Origin of the sequence: Thalassospira lucentensis, from assembly GCF_050516545.1 — a bacterium.
Classification (GTDB): Bacteria; Pseudomonadota; Alphaproteobacteria; order Rhodospirillales; family Thalassospiraceae; genus Thalassospira; species Thalassospira lucentensis_C.
The window spans coordinates 1,998,966-2,018,272 of record NZ_CP191544.1 but is presented as its reverse complement, the minus strand read 5'-3'; the positions used below and the strand labels follow the sequence as shown (position 1 = coordinate 2,018,272).

General features: G+C 52.0%; 17 protein-coding genes and 1 tRNA gene. 15 read left to right on the top strand and 3 right to left on the bottom strand.

Annotation, left to right across the window (positions count from 1 at the left end; translation table 11 throughout):
• Window positions 1–135: 135 nt before the first annotated feature.
• Window positions 136–3,720, top strand: coding sequence for an AsmA-like C-terminal domain-containing protein (locus ACQ0MK_RS09400; protein WP_430475784.1), 3,585 nt, complete (start codon window positions 136–138; stop codon window positions 3,718–3,720).
• Window positions 3,721–3,792: 72 nt separating this feature from the next.
• Here the strand turns inward: ACQ0MK_RS09400 and tyrS are convergent, their stop codons facing one another.
• On the bottom strand, window positions 3,793–5,046 hold the full coding sequence (gene tyrS, locus ACQ0MK_RS09395; RefSeq protein WP_430475783.1) for a tyrosine--tRNA ligase: 1,254 nt from the start codon (window positions 5,044–5,046) through the stop codon (window positions 3,793–3,795).
• A gap of 188 nt (window positions 5,047–5,234) precedes the next feature.
• Between tyrS and ACQ0MK_RS09390 the strand changes: the two genes are divergently transcribed.
• On the top strand, window positions 5,235–6,350 hold the full coding sequence (locus ACQ0MK_RS09390; RefSeq protein ID WP_430475782.1) for an anhydro-N-acetylmuramic acid kinase: 1,116 nt from the start codon (window positions 5,235–5,237) through the stop codon (window positions 6,348–6,350).
• Between the two features lie 53 nt (window positions 6,351–6,403).
• Here the strand turns inward: ACQ0MK_RS09390 and ACQ0MK_RS09385 are convergent, their stop codons facing one another.
• The gene (locus ACQ0MK_RS09385; protein WP_350040778.1) at window positions 6,404–7,042 is read right to left on the bottom strand and encodes an alpha/beta hydrolase; all 639 of its coding nucleotides are present in this window, start codon (window positions 7,040–7,042) and stop codon (window positions 6,404–6,406) included.
• 245 nt (window positions 7,043–7,287) lie between these two features.
• Here ACQ0MK_RS09385 and cysE point away from each other — a divergent pair, with 245 nt between their 5' ends.
• The 13 genes from cysE to ACQ0MK_RS09320 all read left to right on the top strand — a co-directional run bounded on the left by cysE (window position 7,288) and on the right by ACQ0MK_RS09320 (window position 17,732).
• Window positions 7,288–8,025: a serine O-acetyltransferase gene (gene cysE, locus ACQ0MK_RS09380; protein WP_350162492.1), complete on the top strand. Its 738-nt coding sequence runs from the start codon at window positions 7,288–7,290 to the stop codon at window positions 8,023–8,025.
• A 90-nt stretch (window positions 8,026–8,115) separates the two neighbouring features.
• Window positions 8,116–8,598, top strand: a complete 483-nt coding sequence (locus tag ACQ0MK_RS09375) for an Rrf2 family transcriptional regulator (protein WP_350040780.1) — start codon at window positions 8,116–8,118, stop codon at window positions 8,596–8,598.
• 49 nt (window positions 8,599–8,647) lie between these two features.
• Window positions 8,648–9,775 (top strand): cysteine desulfurase family protein, encoded by a 1,128-nt coding sequence (locus ACQ0MK_RS09370; protein ID WP_430475781.1) that lies wholly within the window; start codon window positions 8,648–8,650, stop codon window positions 9,773–9,775.
• A gap of 29 nt (window positions 9,776–9,804) precedes the next feature.
• The gene (locus ACQ0MK_RS09365) at window positions 9,805–11,028 is read left to right on the top strand and encodes an IscS subfamily cysteine desulfurase (protein WP_350040782.1); all 1,224 of its coding nucleotides are present in this window, start codon (window positions 9,805–9,807) and stop codon (window positions 11,026–11,028) included.
• 77 nt (window positions 11,029–11,105) lie between these two features.
• Window positions 11,106–11,504 carry a Fe-S cluster assembly scaffold IscU gene (gene iscU / locus ACQ0MK_RS09360; protein WP_350040783.1) on the top strand — a complete coding sequence of 133 codons (399 nt, stop codon included), beginning with the start codon at window positions 11,106–11,108 and terminating at the stop codon, window positions 11,502–11,504.
• Between the two features lie 44 nt (window positions 11,505–11,548).
• On the top strand, window positions 11,549–11,890 hold the full coding sequence (locus tag ACQ0MK_RS09355) for a HesB/IscA family protein (RefSeq protein ID WP_350040784.1): 342 nt from the start codon (window positions 11,549–11,551) through the stop codon (window positions 11,888–11,890).
• A gap of 145 nt (window positions 11,891–12,035) precedes the next feature.
• The gene (gene hscB, locus ACQ0MK_RS09350; protein ID WP_430475780.1) at window positions 12,036–12,656 is read left to right on the top strand and encodes a Fe-S protein assembly co-chaperone HscB; all 621 of its coding nucleotides are present in this window, start codon (window positions 12,036–12,038) and stop codon (window positions 12,654–12,656) included.
• Window positions 12,657–12,699: 43 nt separating this feature from the next.
• Entirely contained in the window at window positions 12,700–14,598 is a 1,899-nt protein-coding gene (gene hscA, locus ACQ0MK_RS09345) for a Fe-S protein assembly chaperone HscA (protein WP_430475779.1), read from the top strand.
• 146 nt (window positions 14,599–14,744) lie between these two features.
• On the top strand, window positions 14,745–15,080 hold the full coding sequence (locus ACQ0MK_RS09340; protein WP_350162496.1) for a ferredoxin family 2Fe-2S iron-sulfur cluster binding protein: 336 nt from the start codon (window positions 14,745–14,747) through the stop codon (window positions 15,078–15,080).
• A 59-nt stretch (window positions 15,081–15,139) separates the two neighbouring features.
• Complete coding sequence (gene iscX, locus ACQ0MK_RS09335) at window positions 15,140–15,337, top strand: Fe-S cluster assembly protein IscX (RefSeq protein WP_350040724.1); 198 nt, start codon at window positions 15,140–15,142, stop codon at window positions 15,335–15,337.
• A 129-nt stretch (window positions 15,338–15,466) separates the two neighbouring features.
• On the top strand, window positions 15,467–16,171 hold the full coding sequence (gene tenA, locus ACQ0MK_RS09330; protein WP_430475778.1) for a thiaminase II: 705 nt from the start codon (window positions 15,467–15,469) through the stop codon (window positions 16,169–16,171).
• 159 nt (window positions 16,172–16,330) lie between these two features.
• Complete coding sequence (gene mnmA / locus ACQ0MK_RS09325; protein ID WP_350040726.1) at window positions 16,331–17,476, top strand: tRNA 2-thiouridine(34) synthase MnmA; 1,146 nt, start codon at window positions 16,331–16,333, stop codon at window positions 17,474–17,476.
• A gap of 179 nt (window positions 17,477–17,655) precedes the next feature.
• A tRNA-Met gene (locus ACQ0MK_RS09320) sits at window positions 17,656–17,732 on the top strand.
• A 275-nt stretch (window positions 17,733–18,007) separates the two neighbouring features.
• On the opposite strand, the gene ACQ0MK_RS09315 is transcribed toward ACQ0MK_RS09320, so the two are convergent.
• The gene (locus tag ACQ0MK_RS09315) at window positions 18,008–19,156 is read right to left on the bottom strand and encodes a hypothetical protein (RefSeq protein ID WP_430475777.1); all 1,149 of its coding nucleotides are present in this window, start codon (window positions 19,154–19,156) and stop codon (window positions 18,008–18,010) included.
• Window positions 19,157–19,307 lie beyond the last annotated feature (151 nt).

Genomic DNA, 19,307 nt, shown 5'->3' with positions numbered 1-19,307 from the left:
ACAAAAAGCGATTTGATTGATAACAGTCTGGTACATTTAATCATGCTTGTTGTCTGTAAATACTAGACAAGTACACCAGACTGCGCAGATTGTTCATAATGCGGCATATGACACCGACAAGACAGGGTATACAGAGTGCGCCTCGTTAAAACCTTTGCTGGATGGCTGGCGCTGATTTTATCAGCTGTCATTCTGTTTGTTGGCGTATTTGCAGCGGTCACGATTTGGCGGTTGTCGCAAGAACCCGTGTCTTTGCACCGCTTAACCCCCTACATCGTAGATCATTTGAATAAATCGATGGGCGAGAACAAGCTGTCTGTTGGCGATCTTGTTTTGCGCTGGCGCGGTTGGGCGGAAAAATTTGATGTTGGCCTGCGCGACGTTACCATCATTGGTGCCAATGACCGCGAATTGCTTCATATTCCCGAAGCCGATGTTGTGTTTTCCAGTAAGGCACTTTTTGAAGGCGTTCTTGCACTTCGCGAAATGAACCTGATCGGGCCACGTATCCGATTGGAGCGCAGTGCGGATGGCAAAATCGATATTGGCTATGTTGCCGATGAAGCAGCGCTTGATGCAGATGGTCTGTCGGGCATACTGGCATTTGACGAAGAAGATGACACGCCGCCTAATCCGGACGAACTGGTCTATGACAAGGGACGAGGTTCATCGGTAACCATCGAACTCCCGTCAAGCACTGTAGTTGAAACGGCGGTAGTTGCCGATGGCTCTGACGACATAACCCAACCTGATATCAACCAATCAACCGTTTCTGCGCCGTTGGAACAAAACGGCGCTGTTGAGCAATCGGGCAGTGATGTTTTACGCGATGTGATCGCCATCCTGTCTGGCGAACGAACCAATTTTCCTGCAGCAGCCTATTTCGAAAGCTTTGGGGTCGTGAATGCCGATCTGCAGGTGCGCGATGAAAAGCTTGGCGTTGTTTGGGCCGCACCGCAGGCCGATATCCTGCTGTCGAGAAAGCCCTTGGGCATTGGCGCAGAAGCATCCTTGCAGGTCAGTGCCGGGGCATTATCCACCCGCGTCGGTGTGACCGGTGATTACAGTATCCAGACCGGCGAGATCGACCTTGAAGCTGATGTGGGTGAGGTGGAGCTTTCTGATCTGGTCAGTATTTCCGATGTTTTTGAAAATCTTCGCGACGCCTATCTTCCTGTATCAGGGAAGCTTAAGGCAAAATATGACACGGACGGCGAACTGCTTTTTGCGTCGACCGACCTTGTCGTCGGAAGCGGGATCATATCGCTGCCATCTGAAATGCGTGCGACCTACCGTGTTCGGGACGGGAAGATTGTCACAAGTTATGTGCCGGGCCGGTTTAACCTTGATGACGTGGTCTTGAATGTTGGGGATGCCTCGGCAAAGCTGCAGGGCGTTGTGCTTGACCCATTCGGGAAATGGAGCGTCAATCTTGATGCCTTTGCAACGGATGTCCAAACCAACGATCTGAAGCATTTATGGCCTGAATCCCTTGGCGTTGATGCCCGCGACTGGGTTGTCACCAATCTGTCAGAAGGCATTGTGCATCAGGCCAGCATGCGTACGGAACTTCATCAGGATGAAGAAGACGGGATTGCTCTTGATGCGCTGGGTGGTCAAATGACCATGTCGGGCGTGACGGTGCATTATCTTGGCGAAATGCCCGAAGTTCTTGATGCAGCCGGTCGGGCGGAATTTGATGCTGACAGCTTTAAAATCTATGTTGATCGCGGCAATGCTGATGGTTTGACCGTCACCGATGCCAGCATTGAATTTACAAGATTGAACGATCCTGTTCCGGCTGCCGATATTGAAGTTGTCGCCCATGGCAGTGCGCGTAAGGCGCTTGAACTGATTGAAGCAGAACCGCTTGGCTTTGCGACACGTCTGGGCATTGATCCGGCCCAGATTAGCGGCGAGCAAGCAACGCGTGTGCGGCTTTCCTTCCCGTTATTGCGCGCGGTTCGTTTCGAAGATGTCGAAGTCGCTGCCGCATCACGGATTGAAAATGCCAGCATTGCCAACGCATTTCGCGACCTTGATGTAACGGCTGGCACGTTCGAATTACAGGTCAATACAAAGGGGCTGGATTTAAATGGTGTGGCCGCAATCGGCAAAGGGAAGACCAAGATAAATTGGGTTGAAAACTTTGATACCGACGCGGCAATCCGTAGCCACTATACCCTGTCTGGTGATCTTGATCTGGGCGTTCTTCCGACGGTGGAGCTTGATGCATCACCTTATTTGACCGGAATGGCCAAGGGTAAAGTCGATATCAAGGTGAAACCCGATCAGGTCGAACTTGTTGGCGATGTCGATCTTAAGGCGGTGACGATTGCACTTCCGTTTGATGGCGTTGATTATCAAAAGGAACCCGGTCCCGACGCAAAAGCCACGTTTGATCTAGCTGTTCAATATGATGGCGGTGGAACCCTTAAATCCATTTCCGCCAGTGCACCGGAACTTGCGGCAGAAGGCCGGGGAACTTGGCGCGGCGATAACCCGATGGCCGATAAATGGGTCTTTGAAATCGACACTGCGACGTTTCGTGACAACACCGATGTCAGCGGCACTGTTCGTTTGGCGGACGATGACAAGCTGACAGTTGATCTGCGCGGGTCACAATTCGATCTACGCCATTTTGTCGATAAGGACGCCTCGAAACAAACCGATCCGACGCAATCGGCATCTGATCAGACGGAAAACCTCAACCTGATGGTTACGTTGGCTTCTGACAGGTTCCTTTTGAAGGGGGATGAGCCGCTTCTGAGTGATGGCAAAATCACGTTCAGTCAGGACCGCGCCAATCAGGAAATCGAAATCACGGCTCGTCAGCTTATTGCCACCCCGTGGATTGTTTCTGACGATACAGTCGGAAACACGCAACCCAAACAAAAACAAAGCCCCAATAGCGGTGGCATTGGTCAAAGCGCAACACGTTCTGGCGGCACGACGGAAATCTTTTTGAATATTGAACAGATGGTGATGGCCAATGGCGAACTTCTGGGCGATGTCAAAGGATCGATCCATACAGTCGGGCAGGAATGGGATCGTCTTGTTTTGAATGGTTCGTTGGGTGATCGGGCCAATGTGTTTGCCCAGGTAACCCGCGAAGATTTCGTCACGCGCAAGGTCAAACTGACCAGCGAAGATGCCGGAAAATTCCTGCGTGCGGTTGATATGTATGAAAATCTTTTGGGCGGTGTTCTGACGGTCGAAGGAACAGTCGATGACGCTGATGTAGCCCAACCCTTTACCGGGACGGTGAATATTGATGACTTCCGCGTCGTCAATGCCCCGGTTGCAGCCCGGGTTCTTGGCGCTGCATCCTTAACAGGGCTTGGCGACGTTTTGCAGGGCAACGGGATATCATTTGACGAGCTCAATGGTGATTTCACCTATGCCAATGATGTGCTGTCGCTTTCGAAAATATCGGCAAACGGAACGGCAGTCGGAGTGACGGCGAATGGATCGATTGATCTGGCGAAATCCGAAATCCGACTGTCGGGATCAATTGTCCCGATTTACGCGCTGAACTCCGCACTTGGCGTTATTCCGATCCTTGGGGATCTTCTGGTCGGCGAGGAAGGTGGGGGTATCTTCGCCCCGACCTACACGGTTGAAGGCGATCTTGAAAACCCGGACATTTCCGTCAATCCGTTGTCGACATTTGTGCCGGGTGTGTTCCGCAATCTGATTACCGGGGCAGAACCGGGTTAAAGCAAGTAAACAAAAAGCCCCGCAGGCATCTGCTGCGGGGCTTTTGTATTTGGTTCTGTTGCTGAGTAATTATCAGACCGGCTTGATCAGAACGTGGCGCTTCTTGCCTGCCGAAACCTTGATCACGCCATCTGAATTAAGCGCATCTGCGGTGATATTGGCATTTTCATCGCTGACTTTTTCGTCATTGATTTTTGCACCACCACCCTTGATCAGGCGGCGTGCGTCGCCACCCGATTTCGCAAGGTCCGCACGACGGAACAAATCAAAGGCAGGAATACCCGCGTCAAGTTCGGCTCTGGCGACTTCAACTGTCGGAAGGTCGTCAGCCAGAACACCTTCTTCAAAGGTTTTGCGTGCGGTTTCAGCCGCTGTCAGGGCGGCTTCTTTCCCACGGCAAAGGGTGACAGCTTCAAGGGCGAGAACCTTTTTCGCCTCGTTGATGTCTGATCCTTCAAGCTTTTCGTATTCTGCGATCTGTTCGAGCGACATTTCGGTAAACAGACGCATGAATTTGATCACGTCGGCATCTTCGGTGTTGCGCCAGAACTGGTAGTAGTCATAGGACGACAGGCGTTCTTCGTTCAACCAAACAGCACCAGAGGCCGTTTTACCCATCTTCGCACCTGAGGCGGTGGTCATTAGTGGGGTGGTCAGGCCGAACAATGATTTCTCATCAACGCGACGTCCCAATTCAACACCATTAACAATGTTGCCCCACTGATCCGATCCGCCCATCTGCAGGGTGCAGGCGTAATTGCGGTTCAGTTCAACAAAGTCATAGGCCTGCAGGATCATGTAGTTGAATTCAAGGAAGCTCAGCGACTGTTCGCGTTCCAGCCGTAGCTTGACCGAATCAAATGCCAGCATCCGGTTGACCGAGAAATGGCGACCGAAATCACGCAGGAATTCAATATAGTTCAGTTTATCCAGCCAGTCGGCATTGTTGACCATGACCGCATCGGTCGGGCCATCGCCAAATGTCAGGAACTGCTGAAATACTTTTTTGATGCCGGCCATGTTGGCAGCAATGATTTCATCGGTCAAAACCGGGCGGGCATCGTCACGACCAGTCGGGTCGCCAACACGGGTGGTGCCGCCGCCCATCAGGACAATCGGTTTATGGCCGGTTTTCTGCAGCCAGCGCAGCATCATGATCGATACGAGGGATCCGACATGCAAGCTGTCTGCAGTGCAATCATAGCCCACATAGCACACCACCGTATTTTCCGTCGCATAGGTATCAAGACCTTCGAGGTCCGTACATTGGTGGATATAACCGCGGTCATTCATGACGCGGAGAAAATCAGACTTCAGTTCAGTCATGGTTTTTGCGCTATGTTGGTTGTGATAGAAAAATCGAGCCGCCAATAGGTGCGGAGGCGATGATCTAGCACAGAAAACATCCGCTGGGCAACGGATCGGGACGCAGTTCTGGTATCGTCGTAACGATTTCGCCAGAAATTCGATCTAAGCTGCATGCTACAATGACAAAATGCCACGCGGAGTATGAGATGACACAAGGCTGGATCAAGGCAATCGGCATGATGAGCGGCACATCACTTGATGGTGTCGATGCGGCCTTGATTGAAACCGATGGCGTTGACGTTCGCCGTCTTGATCACGCGGTTTTCGTGCCCTATGCCCCGGAATTACGCGAACGGATGCGGGCATGCTTTGGTAATCGCGGTGCGACCAACACCGAACATGTCGTGGCAGATGATCTGACACAGGTCCATGTTGATGCCGTTAACATGCTGCTTGAAAAATCCGGCACTTTGGCGGGCGAAATCGGTGTGATCGGTTTTCATGGTCAGACGGTGTTTCATGAACCGGCATCTGGCCTGACGCGCCAGATCGGAACGCCTGATATGTTGGCTTACAAAACAGGTATTCCGGTGGTGGCCGATTTCCGATTGGCCGATGTTGCGGCAGGCGGCGAAGGCGCGCCACTGGCCCCTGTCTATCATGCCGCGTTGATGAAAAGTGCCGGGGTTGAGCTACCGGTTGCGGTGCTTAACATCGGCGGGGTGTCGAATGTCACCTATATCGATGCCAATGACGAATTGCTTGCCTTTGATTGTGGTCCGGGTAATGCGCGACTTGATGACTGGATGTTGCGCCATACCGGAAACCCGGTGGATTTGAATGGTGCGACGGCGGCATCGGGCAATGGAGACCCGATGGTCGAAGTCAAATTTCTTGAAGACCCGTATTTTGACCGTGTTCCGCCAAAATCCCTTGATCGCGAAGATATGGCTGCGCGCATTGACGGGCTTGTAGGTGACGCAAAGCTGAATGTGTCTGACGGGGCGGCGACATTGGCCAATTGTAGCGTTGCGGCCATTGTTGCCGGTGTGAACCACCTTCCGGCCGCACCGCAAAGCTGGTTCGTTTGTGGTGGTGGCCGCCATAATGACTATGTCATGAAAACGCTAAATACCCGGTTGGGCGTGCCGGTGCGTTCCGTTGATGATCTTGAGTGGGACGGGGATGCGGTCGAAGCGGAATGTTTTGGTTACCTTGCTGTCCGCCATCTGCGTGAGCTACCACTTAGCTTTCCCGGAACGACTGGCGTGTCCGAGCCCTGTTGTGGTGGTAGGCTTTACATACCGAAAAAGGCCGCCTGAACAGGCGGCCTTCGTTCTTCGGTATCTCATAATCGCGTAGTCGTGGCAGGCGGTTACGCGCCGCGCTTATCGAGATATGAAGCAGTGTGTTTGATCACGTCATCTTGCTGTTTGGCAAAATAATGATCGGCATCAGTAATGGTGCACATGTCAACTTCAATGCCTTTCTGGGAATTGAGCTTGTCAGAAAGCTTGTTGACCGATGCAATCGGAATGTTGGTGTCCTGTGATCCGTGGATCAGGATGCCAGAAGACGGGCAGGGTGCCAGGAAGGTGAAGTCATATTCACTGGCCGGGGCTGCAATCGAAATAAACCCGTCAATTTCTGGACGGCGCATCAAAAGCTGCATGCCGATCCAGGATCCGAACGAATAACCGGCAACCCAGGTTGCACGCGCATTGGCGTTATAGGTCTGCATCCAGTCGAGCGCGGATGCGGCATCGGACAGTTCGCCGATTCCCTGATCGTAAACGCCCTGCGAGCGACCAACACCGCGGAAGTTGAAGCGCATGACCGAATATCCGCGACTCTTGAACATATTGAACAAGTTGAAGCACAACTTGTTGTTCATTGTGCCGCCCTGTTGCGGGTTCGGATGGAGGATCAGTGCGATGGGCGAATCGTCAGCGCCGTTATGGTGGTAGCGACCTTCAAGGCGGCCTTCGGGGCCGTTAAAAATGACCTCAGGCATGGATCAGACTGCTCCTGTCCACGAATGGAATGATGTGTGTACCAAAAATATCCGAGTGTTTTTGTAAGTTTTTTCGTGTTTGCGCATAAATTGCTTTGGGCAAATACTTGACCAAGTTACTCGGTTATCCTATATTCCGGCTAACCCGCTGGTGCCGTTTTCACCCGTTCTTACGTTGTGCGTAAGGCCGGGCTTGGGCGTGGCTGCCGGGAATCGAAGGTACTAATTACACAGTGGACCGCCCCATGTTCAAGCTAATTCGTCAGGAAATCGACGCGATGATTGCCCGCGACCCTGCGGCACGCTCCCGTTTGGAGATCGCGCTTTGTTATCCGGCGTTTCACGCAATCATGGGATATCGCGGCACGCACTGGCTTTGGGGGCGCGGTTTTCGTATTACGGCCCGCTTCCTGTCGCAGATCATGCGCTGGTTGACCGGCATTGAAATTCATCCCGGTGCCAAGATCGGCAAGCGGTTCTTTATCGACCATGGCATGGGTGTCGTGATTGGTGAAACCGCCGAGATTGGCGATGACGTCACCTTGTATCAGGGGGTAACCCTTGGCGGGACGTCGCCCAGTGTAAATAGCGAAGGTCAGCGCGGCCTTAAACGTCACCCCACTCTTGAAGACGGTGTGATTGTCGGGTCCGGCGCACAAATCCTTGGCCCGTTCACCGTGCGTAAAAACGCCCGTGTTGGCGGCAATGCGGTTGTGCTGTCCGAAGTGCCGGAAGGCGCTACTGTGGTTGGTATCCCGGCCAGAATCGTTCGCCGCGAGGCCGATGATCGTTTCTGTGCTTATGGTACGCCAATCGGTGATCTGCCTGATCCGGTGGCCCGTGCACTTGAAGAACTTGGCCGTGAAGTCAAAATCCTGCGTGAACAGGTCGGCGTACTTGAAGCCGAAAAAGCAGGAGCTGCCGGGAAATCGGCAGGCGACGTTGCGCCGGATAAACCGCGCATCGTTGCATCATCTAAATAAGGTTGGCGCGCATCGCGCGACAACAATGAACAGCCCGCTGTCAGGTGTGCAAACCAGTATGACCAGGACAGCAAGGCAGGAGGACGTACCGTGAAGCTGAGTACAAAAGGCCGCTATGCCGTCATGGCGATGGTCGATCTCGCTGAAAGCAGTAAGGACCGACCGGTCGCGCTTGCAGATATTGCGGACCGTCAGGAAATTTCGTTGTCTTATCTTGAGCAGCTGTTTGGCAAATTGCGCAAGGGAGGACTGGTTCGCTCCGTGCGCGGTCCCGGTGGTGGATATCTTCTGGCCCGTACGGCCGTTGAAACCCGTGTCGCCGATGTCATTTTGGCTGTCGATGAGCCGATCCGTGCAACCCGCTGTAAATCCGGTTCGCCAAAAGGCTGTAAGGCCAATCAGGGTCGCTGCCAAACCCATGAATTGTGGGAAGAACTTGGCAATCAGATTTACCTTTATCTGGCATCAGTCAGTCTTGCTGATGTGGTGGATCGCAATGTTGCCGGGACGCTGCGCGCATTCCCTGCGAAAACAACGCAAATAGAAGAGCCGTCACAGGTTGCGGCACAGTAAATGCTGCTCTATATCGAGTGCAGATGAGAATAAGGATGAATACAAACTGATGGCCGAACAGGTTTATCTCGACTACAACGCAAGCGCGCCGCTGTGCATCGAAGCACGGCAGGCCATGATCGCTGCGATGGATGTCACAGGTAACCCGTCATCAGTTCACGGAAGTGGCCGTGCAGCCCGCAAGATTGTTGATCATGCACGCCGAACGATTGCCGAACTGGTCGGTGGTGATGCTGAGCGGATCATTTTCACCAGCGGCGGGACCGAGGCAAACAGTCTGGCGCTGAACGGTCTGGAAGATGTCACTGTCTTTACCAGTGCAACTGAACATCCTTCGGTCATCGAAGGACGGGTGGATGCCAAACGTATCCCGGTTGACGGTAATGGCGTGATTGATCTGGCTGCTTTGGAAAAGATGCTTAAAGACGCATCGGAAGCCGGGCAAAAGGTTCTGGTTTCGGTCATGCTGGCCAATAATGAAACCGGTGTGATACAGCCGGTGTCAAAGGTTGGTCTGCTGGCGCGGGAATATGGGGCAAAAGTCCATTGTGACGCCGTACAGGCGCTGGGACGGATGCCGGTGGATATGGGGCGCTTGCTGGTTGATATGGTGTCGGTTTCGGCACATAAGATCGGCGGCCCCAAAGGAACAGGTGCCTTGGCGATTGCGCCCGGTGTGATGCTGGTGCCGCAGATCCGGGGTGGCGGACAGGAAAAATATCGCCGTGGTGGCACGGAAAACGTTCTGGGTATTGCAGGCTTTGCCGCCGCTGCCCGGCGGGCCGAAGCCAAAATGGCGCAGATGGCGACTATCGCAGGAATGCGTGATCGCCTTGAAACAGAATTGGCGTCAGAAGCTCCTGAGCTTTTGATTGCTGGTAAGGGAACGGAGCGACTGGTGAATACAAGTTGCCTGATCTTGCCGGGAATGCCTGGGGAAACTCAGGTTATGGCATTGGATTTGGCAGGTGTTGCAATCAGTTCGGGATCAGCCTGCTCGTCAGGCAAGGTACGTGAAAGCCACGTGCTTAAGGAAATGGGACTTTCCGACACCGGATCGGCCATCAGGGTCAGTCTGGGACTGGAAACGACCGAGGACGATATCGATACGTTTATCCGAGTTTGGAGCCGGATGAGGGGTAATGCAGCGCGTAAGAAAGCGCGTCACGCTGCCTGACAAGAGAGTGAGTGAGGAAGCCTTTAATTATGAACGAGCTTAAAGCAAAGCCGATCTATCTGGACTATCAGGCGACCACGCCGACCGACCAGCGTGTCGTCGATGCGATGCTGCCGTATTTCACCGAGAAATTCGGTAACCCGCATTCGCGTAATCACAGCTTTGGCTGGGAAGCCGAAGATGCGGTTGAAGTCGCGCGTGGACAGGTTGCCAAAATCATTGGTGCCAGTGCCAAGGAAGTCATCTTTACATCAGGTGCGACTGAGTCGAACAACCTTGCACTTAAGGGTGTGATGAAGTTCTACGGCAAAAAGAAGCCGCACATGATCACGATCGTAACCGAGCATAAATGCGTGCTCGACAGTGCCCGTCACCTTGAACAGGAAGGTTACAAAGTGACCTATCTTGGCGTTAAGGAAAACGGCCTGGTCGATCTTGAAGAACTTAAGGCGACGATCACAGATGAAACCGCACTTGTTTCCGTCATGGGCGTAAACAACGAAATCGGTGTGATCCAGCCGCTCAAGGAAATCGGTGCTATCTGCCGTGAACGCAAAGTGTTCTTCCACACAGATTGCGCACAGGCCGTTGGCAAGATTGACCTTGATGTTGAAGACATGAACATTGATCTGATGTCGATTTCCGGCCACAAAATCTATGGTCCGAAAGGCATTGGCGCATTGTTCGTTCGCCGTCGTCCGCGTGTGCGCGTTATCGCCCAGATCACCGGTGGTGGTCAGGAACGTGGCATGCGTTCAGGGACGTTGCCGACCCCGCTGATCGTGGGTCTTGGTAAGGCATGTGATATTCTGTCAAACGAAATGGCAGAAGAAAATGCCCGTATCACCAAACTTCGCGATTACACGTTGCAGAAGTTCCGGGACCGTTTGGCTGACATCTACCTTAACGGGGATGAAGAAGCGCGCGTTTCGGGCAACCTCAATGTTTCCTTTGCCTATGTCGAAGGCGAAAGCCTTCAGATGGACATCAAGAACATTGCGGTTTCGTCCGGTTCTGCTTGTACGTCGGCATCGCTTGAGCCGTCTTACGTGCTGCGTGCGCTGGGTGTTGACGAAGAGCTCGCACACACTTCGCTGCGTATCGGCATTGGCCGTTACACCACGAAGGAAGAACTCGACGAAGCAATTGAGTCAATCAGTGTTGCTGTCGAGCGCCTGCGTGAGATGAGCCCGCTTTGGGAAATGGCCCAGGAAGGCATCGACATCAAGTCGATCGAGTGGGCCGAGCACTAAGAACGACTGACGACGACTTATCGACGTAATTCGTCTCGTGAGAGAGACTTAAAAGACTTTTAGGAAGGATTCCTATCATGGCTTATAGCGAAAAACTGATCGACCATTACGAAAACCCGCGTAACGTTGGTTCGATGGACAAAAATGAATCGTTCGTCGGAACCGGTCTTGTCGGTGCACCGGCCTGTGGCGACGTCATGAAGCTGCAGATCAAAGTGACCCCGGAAGGGATCATTGAAGATGCAAAGTTCAAGACCTTTGGTTGCGGTTCGGCGATTGCGTCGAGCTCGCTGATCACCGAATGGGTTAAAGGCAAGTCGCTTGACGAAGCAGGTGCGATCAAAAACTCGCAGATTGCTGAAGAACTTGCACTTCCGCCGGTTAAAATTCACTGCTCTATCTTGGCAGAAGACGCCATTAAAGCAGCGATCAGCGACTACAAATCCAAAAACGTCGCGGCTGACGCTGCTGAATAAGCAGCGTCACACCCACTTCGTTTTCGGAAATTTGGGAGAATACAATGGCTCTACCGTCACCGATTTCTGTCACACCGGTTGCGCTTGATCACATCAAGGCGCTGCTCGATAGTCGTGGGAAACCTTCGCACGGCATTCGGCTTGGTGTGCGCAGCAAAGGGTGTTCGGGCCTGTCTTACACGCTTGAATACGCTGACGATGCCAGTGGCTTCGAAGAAGTAGTCGAGCTGAATGACGGCGTGAAACTCCTGATCGACCCCAAAGCCATGATGTTCGTTCTTGGAACGGAAATGGATTACGAGGTCAATACGATGGAAGAAGGTTTCGTATTCCGCAATCCCAACGAAAAGGGTCGTTGCGGGTGCGGTGAATCCTTCCACGTCTGATCGGGCCGGGCTTTCCCTGCTTTCTGTTTGGTAATGGCCCCGGTTTAATCGCCGGGGCCATCGCTGAAAAATGGTGGTTTGCGCATTAACGCTGACCGCTTTTCGTCTGATTTGTTTTTGTCTTTAATCCTCGGAAGTGCATAGCGTGAGCAATACAGACCATCCGGCACACAAGGTTTGCTGGTCCTGTAAGGGCCCGGTAGACGCAAGCGCGCTGTTTTGCGATACCTGCAACGCCATTCAGGCACCCGGCCAGCTTGACCATTTCAAACGGTTTGGTCTGGAACCTTCCTTTGTCGTTGATATTGACGCGGTAGAAGCAACCTATCTCAAGCAACAGCAATTGCTTCACCCGGATCGCTTTGCATCAAAATCAGGCCGTGAACAGGCCCTGTCATCCCAACAGGCCGCCAGCCTGAACGAGGCTTTCGAGACGCTTAAAAATCCGGTTTCACGCGCGCATTATATGCTGCGCCTGTCCGGCATCGAACCCGAGGGTGGCGAAGGCCACACTGTCAATGATCCTGAACTTCTGATGGAAGCGATGGAAATGCGCGAAGCGCTTCATGATGCCGCAGACAAAGGCACGATTGATGCGATGATCAAGGATACCCGCAAACAGGCGCGTGCCTGTGAAACGGATCTTGGTGATGCGCTGGCATCCAATGCCTTTGACACCGCCAAAAAATTGACCACCCGTCTGAGATACCTGATGAAAATGACCGAGGAAGCGCGCGCGAAGAAGTCGCGCCTTGCCGCTGCCTGATCATATAGGGGCACACTGCCCTTAAAAATAACGGATAGAATTCATGGCCCTGCTTAAAATCCACGAACCGGGTGAAACACCGCTTCCCCACGAAGACGAGCGCCAGATTGCTGTTGGGATCGACCTTGGGACCACCAACTCGGTTGTTGCGATTTCACGCGAAGAAAAACCCGAAGTCCTGCGCGATAAATCCGGCGGCAATGCGATTGTCCCGTCTGTTGTCTATTACGGCGACGACGCACCCGTTGTTGGTGAAGCCGCACGCGATCATATCAATACCGATGCGAACCGCGTTGTGTCTTCGGTCAAGCGCCTGATGGGCCGTGGCCTTGAAGATGTGAAACGGGTCGCAGGCACGCTTCCCTATGATGTCGAAGTCCCGGAAAAATCCGAAACCGATAATGGCGAACCGATGATGGTGCGCCTGAATGTCGGGAACCGTGTTTTGACCCCGGTTGAAGTATCGGCCGATATTCTGCGCGCTTTGCGTACCCGGGCCGAAGAAAGCCTTGATCAGCCGGTTGAAAAGGCCGTGATTACGGTTCCGGCCTATTTCGATGATGGTGCGCGCACCGCAACCAAGGATGCCGCCAAACTGGCCGGGATCGAAGTCCTGCGTCTGGTCAATGAACCGACGGCGGCGGCTTTGGCCTATGGCCTTGATAACGGGGCAGAGGGGCTTTACGCCGTTTATGACCTTGGCGGTGGGACGTTCGATATCTCGTTGCTGAAAATGCAAAAGGGCGTTTTCCAGGTTAAGGCAACCGGCGGTGATGCTGCGCTTGGTGGCGATGATTTCGATCACGCCATTGCCGAACATCTTCTGGCCGAGCGTAAAGACGGCGGGGCGACCGATGCGCTTGATGCATCTGATGCCAAACGTATTTTGAAAACCGCGCGGAAAGTCAAAGAAGGCCTGACCGATCAGGATGCCGTCGAAATTGCGGTCGATCTTAATAGCGTAAGCACAAACCACACGGTGACCCGTGATGCGTTTGAAGCCATGATCGCGAAACTTGTTGCCCGCACAGCGGCGATTACCGAACAGGTTCTTGATGATGCCGACGTGCTGCCAGAAGACGTCAAAGGCGTTGTTCTGGTCGGTGGGTCAACCCGTGTGCCTGCGGTGCGTAAGGCCGTGGCCGATCTGTTTGAACAAGAACCGCTGTCTGATATCGATCCGGACGAAGTTGTCGCCCTTGGTGCCGCTCTTCAGGCCGAAGCACTTACTGGTGGGTCCGATAACCTTCTTCTGGATGTGACGCCCTTGTCGCTTGGCCTGGAAACCATGGGTGGGATTGTTGAAAAGGTCATTGATCGCAACACCCCGATCCCGGTGAGCAAGGCACAGGAATTCACCACCTATCAGGATGGTCAGTCGGCCATGATGATTCATGTGGTGCAGGGCGAACGTGAAATGGTTGATCAATGCCGATCACTGGCCCGTTTTGCACTGACCGGCATTCCGTCAATGGCAGCAGGGGCGGCGCGCATTCGCGTGCAGTTCAATGTTGATGCCGATGGTTTGCTAACCGTATCGGCCCGCGAAGAAACCACCGGGGTCGAGCAGGAAGTCGCAGTTAAGCCGACCTATGGCATTAACGAAATCGATATGGCCAATATGCTGCGTGAAAGTATGGTTCATGCCCGCGACGATATGATCGTGCGTCTTCTGACCGAAGCACGGGTAGAAGCACGCCGCAACATTCTGGCCGTACGTGCCGCAATGGATGCGGACCGTGCATTGTTAACACCCGAAGATGATAAAAACATTGCCGATGCGATTGCCAAACTTGAAGCAGCAATGGCGGGTGATGACCGTGATGTGGTGAATGAGGCCGCCGAAGCACTTGAAAATGCATCGCGCCCGTTTGCCGAAAGCCGAATGGATAGTCGGATACGTCAGGCGCTTGCCGGACAAAATGTCGACGAAGTGAACTAAAAGCGACCCGGCCTGATTGACAAACCGGCCACTTGCGGCGATTGTCCCGTTCAACCGCCAAAGGTCAGGTCGGACACGGCGTCTTGTCTTAGACAAGGCGTTAAACAGAGATCGAACAAAAAGTATTACCGAGGAGAAAGGCACAGATGCCTAAGATCGTTTTTGTTGAGCCCGATGGCACCGAAAAGGAATTCGACGTAGCCGACGGCCTGTCCGTACTGGAAGCCGCCCATAAAAATGGCGTTGACCTTGAAGGTGCTTGCGAAGGTTCACTGGCTTGCTCGACCTGCCATGTTGTTCTGGACGAAGACTGGTTCGATAAACTTGACGAACCGTCCGAAGATGAAGAAGACATGCTTGATCTTGCATTTGGCCTGACCGAGACATCGCGTCTTGGCTGTCAGATCATCATGAGCGACGAGCTTGATGGCCTGCGCGTTAAGCTGCCCTCGGCGACCCGTAACATGATGGTCGACAAGTAAGTTTGACTTTGTTTTGACCGGGTGGGCACCCGCACGCCCCGGCACCAAAGGAGACTGATATGCGTTGGACAGATGTTAATGACATCGCGATCGAGCTTGAGGAAGCCCATCCTGAAAAGGATAACCTCAACCTTCGTTATACCGATCTGCACAAATGGATTTGTGCGCTTGAAGGTTTCGAAGACGATCCTGCGAAGTCGAATGAAAAGATTCTCGAAGCCATCCAGATGGCTTGGATCGACGAACGCGAAGACTGATTTTATGGGGGCGTTCGCACGCCATGCGACATGCACCCAAATCACGAATACCGGACCAGCCTGCATCATGTGGGCTGGTCCGTTTTTGTTTAAACCAAGATGACCGCAAAAACAGGGCAGGGACCAACCATGGGCCAGACCAAGACATTCACCAATATCATCCCGGCCGACAGCCTGTTTGGCAAATTGCGCGCCCGTGAAAGTGATGCATGGCAAAGCTATGTCTGCCATGATTTCATTACACAGCTTGGCAAAGGAACCCTGCCACAGACATCGTTCAAGCATTACCTTATTCAGGACTATTTGTTTCTGATCCAGTTTGCGCGCGCCTATGCTTTGGCGGTTTATAAGGCCGAAGATCTGCCTGCCATGCGCCAGTTTTCGGCAACCGTGCATGCGATCCTTGATATGGAAATGAGCCTGCATCTTGATTTTTGCAAAGAATGGGGACTTTCCGAGGCCGACATTATCGCCCAGCCCGAAGCACGTGCGTGTGTTGCCTATACCCGCTATGTGCTGGATCGCGGGCTTCAGGGCGATGTGGTTGATCTTCAGGTCGCCTTAATGCCCTGTATGGTTGGCTATGCCGAGATTGCAAACCGCTTGATGGCAAGTTCTGATACTGTGCTTGACGGCAATCCATATCGGGCATGGATTGAAATGTATGCGTCTGATGAATTTCAGGACGTGGCAAAGGCTGAAATTGATCTGTTGGAAAACACAAGTGCCAAGCGCGGTGGACATACCCGGATCGATGGACTGTGCCAAACCTTTGCGATGGCAAGCCGCCTTGAAGCCGATTTCTGGCAGATGGGGCTTGATCTGGCAAAATAGGTGTACGCACACGAAATTCGTGCAATTCGTCGCGTCAGCCCCTATATAAGCCCGAATAAACCGTCACGGGCGGCCTTATGCCGCCCGTTGGCAATTGAGATCGACTAAGATCAACCTCTTGTCGCCGTGGCCTTGACCCGCGGATGGGTGAGAAAGAAAATGAACAGCCTTGGCTTTGATAAAGCCCCCGAAGATACCCGTGTGGTTGTTGCCATGTCGGGTGGGGTCGATAGCTCCGCCGTTGCCGCCCTTCTGAAATCAGAAGGCTATGACGTGGTGGGCATCACTCTTCAGCTTTATGACATGGGTGCAAATGCCCCGACCCGTGCGAAATCCTGCTGTGCCGGGCGCGACATCTATGATGCGCGCAAAGTGGCCGAGGATATCGACATTCCTTATTACGTGCTTGATTACGAATCACGCTTCCGCGAAGAAGTGATCGATGATTTTGCCGACAGCTATATGCGCGGCGAAACCCCGATCCCGTGTGTGAAATGCAATCAGACGGTCAAATTCCGTGATTTGCTGGAAACCTCGCATGATCTTGGCGCGGATTGCATGGCAACCGGCCATTATGTGCAGCGGAAACTGGGTGCAAACGGCCGGGCCGAATTGCACCGTGCGGCTGATCCCAACCGCGATCAAAGCTATTTTCTGTTTACCACCAAACAGGAACAGCTGGATTTCTTGCGCTTCCCGCTCGGCCATTTGATGAGCAAGGCTGAAACCCGTGCCTTGGCCGCAAAATTCGGTCTGGAAGTTGCCGATAAACCTGACAGTCAGGACATCTGCTTTGTCCCGGATGGCAAATATGCCCGTCTGGTCGAACGTCTGCGTCCCGAGGCCGGTGAACCCGGCCAGATCGTTGATGTGGATGGCAATGTCATGGGCGATCACCGTGGGCTGATCCATTACACGGTCGGTCAGCGCCGTGGTTTGAACATTGGTGGTACGGCAGAACCGCTTTATGTCGTCAAACTGGTACCGGAAAAACGTCAGGTCGTTGTTGGTCCGAAGGCCGCCTTGGCCAAGAAGCTGGTCTATGTCAAAGACCTGAACTGGCTTGACGGCGATCATGTCGATGAAAACGGTGTCGAGGTCGAAGTCAAATTGCGTTCGGCCATGCAGCCAACGACCGCAACCGTTTACCCCGAAGCCGCCGGCGAAGCCCGGATCGAGCTTCACGATGCCCAGTTTGGCATCGCGCCGGGGCAGGCCGGTGTGTTCTATCAGGGCGAACGCGTCCTTGGCGGCGGTTGGATCACTCGCGAAGAACTTCTCAGCGGTGCGGCGACTGCCGCCTGATCCGTGATGGATCGCTGATTGATCAACGATTACGGTGGGCGAGGGGCAAAGTTCCTCGCCCATGGGTTTTGTAGATATCTTTTTTGACAAAATCGTCAAAAAGGCGCTTGACGGGGGCGGCTCCCTGACTTAAAAACCGCCTCGTTCCGCACGTCGCAGAACACCACAGAATATCCTGTGGCCGAGTAGCTCAGCTGGTTAGAGCAGCGGAATCATAATCCGCGTGTCGGGGGTTCAAGTCCCTCCTCGGCTACCAATTAAAAAGCCCGTCAGGCAGAAGCCTGGCGGGTTTTTTAATTGGCCCCCTCGGAGAGGGCTTTAACCCCCTGGTTCACGAGAAAGCGAGGCACGCAGCTTTCGAGAGACATCGCCATCGGCGATGGTCCGCCGGGAAAAGCCCAAGGATAACAAGCAGCCCAACCCATAGGCTGGTTTTAACAACGGCTTTCTTCGTTGCAAATTCCATAAGGTCTTCATTGAGGATAACGAACTGGAAAGTGTTAAGTTTTTATCTCTTAGATATGCAGAGCATTATTTTGTCATAGATTTAAGGGCTTCAATATGACTGAGAATCGGAAAATCAGAATCTTTTCCTAAGTAGCCTGTTTGCTCGCTGTTGAAGATAGTCTGAGCTGCTCGTAAAAGTACAGCATCTCTTGTTTTAATGTCATTTGATGCCTCGACGAAAGCTTCAAATGAATCTAATGCATTAGCTTTGTGTAGCGCAATGGTGTGTTGGTGTTTTTCTATCTTGTATTGTCGAGCGCACCAGAGCATTCCTGTTAGTATTATTGCTGTTATAAATATTCGATATATAAATAAATAATATATTTGATATATGTTTTGTGTTTCTGGTGGTAAATTGTTTAAACAATAAATTCCCCATGATATGGCGACAAATATATGTATTATGGTGCATAAAAGCCATGAGTTTGAGCTGTTTTTATTTGATTTAGATGAGTTATGGAAGCTCTTTGAGTATGGTTTTATAGCCTGTAATGCGGAATTTGATTTTACATTTGATAAAATTAAGTCAGCAGACTCTGATTTTTTATTTAGATCTTCTATTAGTTTATCTATTAATTCTTCACATTTAGTTTCTGTCTGTAAAATTATTTTGTCACTGTTGTGATTTATATTTTGAATTTGATTGTTTGCTGTCATAATTAGTGAAGTGAATTCATCACTAGTTTCTTTTACCTTGTCTATATTTTTGGATAAATGTTCTTCAAGTTCCTGAGATTTTTGTTTTATTCTATCTTGTTGCTTGTCGATGTGGAGAAAAATTGTTCCTTCCATGTCTTTTTTCGCGATTAGAAAAGGAATCCATGTGGCAAGTATAGGCGCAGTTCTTTGATAATTTGAATTGAATTCAGAAATTATTGAATTTGCATTTGATTGAAACTCAGCAGATAAGGTGAATTTGGTAATTCTCTCAAGTAACTTTGAAATACTTAAGCTGTAATTATAGATGGCGTTTTTTGTATTGTTTGGTATCAAGCTAATATCCAGCGACATCATTGATTGTGCTGCAAACATGAATGCGTCCAACTGAGGCTTAATATCTAAGAAATTCACCGCGCTGCCCCAGTTTGGGTTTTGAAGAATTTCTGGATCGTAGAGACTAAGAACGCGATCAAAAATCATGTGCAGGTCGGAGTCATTAAAGTCTTCAGTCATAATTAGGTTCACCACTTTTGGTAGAGTAATAGGTGTATAGATAGCTTGTTTTGGGTTTGTGATCCAGCCTGTAGCAACTGATGTAAACTTTAATAAGTTAACTAGACCAACAAAAAGACCAAAAAGAAGAAAAGGGGACAGATTTATTTAT

Coding starts and splice junctions, on each gene's coding strand:
- ACQ0MK_RS09370 (WP_430475781.1), top strand. CDS start 8,648: ATGGCCGAACAGGTTTATCTCGACTACAACGCAAGCGCGCCGCTGTGC.
- iscU (WP_350040783.1), top strand. CDS start 11,106: ATGGCTTATAGCGAAAAACTGATCGACCATTACGAAAACCCGCGTAAC.
- ACQ0MK_RS09390 (WP_430475782.1), top strand. CDS start 5,235: ATGACACAAGGCTGGATCAAGGCAATCGGCATGATGAGCGGCACATCA.
- tyrS (WP_430475783.1), bottom strand. CDS start 5,046: ATGACTGAACTGAAGTCTGATTTTCTCCGCGTCATGAATGACCGCGGT.
- ACQ0MK_RS09315 (WP_430475777.1), bottom strand. CDS start 19,156: ATGACTGAAGACTTTAATGACTCCGACCTGCACATGATTTTTGATCGC.
- hscA (WP_430475779.1), top strand. CDS start 12,700: ATGGCCCTGCTTAAAATCCACGAACCGGGTGAAACACCGCTTCCCCAC.
- cysE (WP_350162492.1), top strand. CDS start 7,288: ATGTTCAAGCTAATTCGTCAGGAAATCGACGCGATGATTGCCCGCGAC.
- tenA (WP_430475778.1), top strand. CDS start 15,467: ATGGGCCAGACCAAGACATTCACCAATATCATCCCGGCCGACAGCCTG.
- ACQ0MK_RS09365 (WP_350040782.1), top strand. CDS start 9,805: ATGAACGAGCTTAAAGCAAAGCCGATCTATCTGGACTATCAGGCGACC.
- ACQ0MK_RS09340 (WP_350162496.1), top strand. CDS start 14,745: ATGCCTAAGATCGTTTTTGTTGAGCCCGATGGCACCGAAAAGGAATTC.
- ACQ0MK_RS09385 (WP_350040778.1), bottom strand. CDS start 7,042: ATGCCTGAGGTCATTTTTAACGGCCCCGAAGGCCGCCTTGAAGGTCGC.
- mnmA (WP_350040726.1), top strand. CDS start 16,331: ATGAACAGCCTTGGCTTTGATAAAGCCCCCGAAGATACCCGTGTGGTT.
- ACQ0MK_RS09355 (WP_350040784.1), top strand. CDS start 11,549: ATGGCTCTACCGTCACCGATTTCTGTCACACCGGTTGCGCTTGATCAC.
- iscX (WP_350040724.1), top strand. CDS start 15,140: ATGCGTTGGACAGATGTTAATGACATCGCGATCGAGCTTGAGGAAGCC.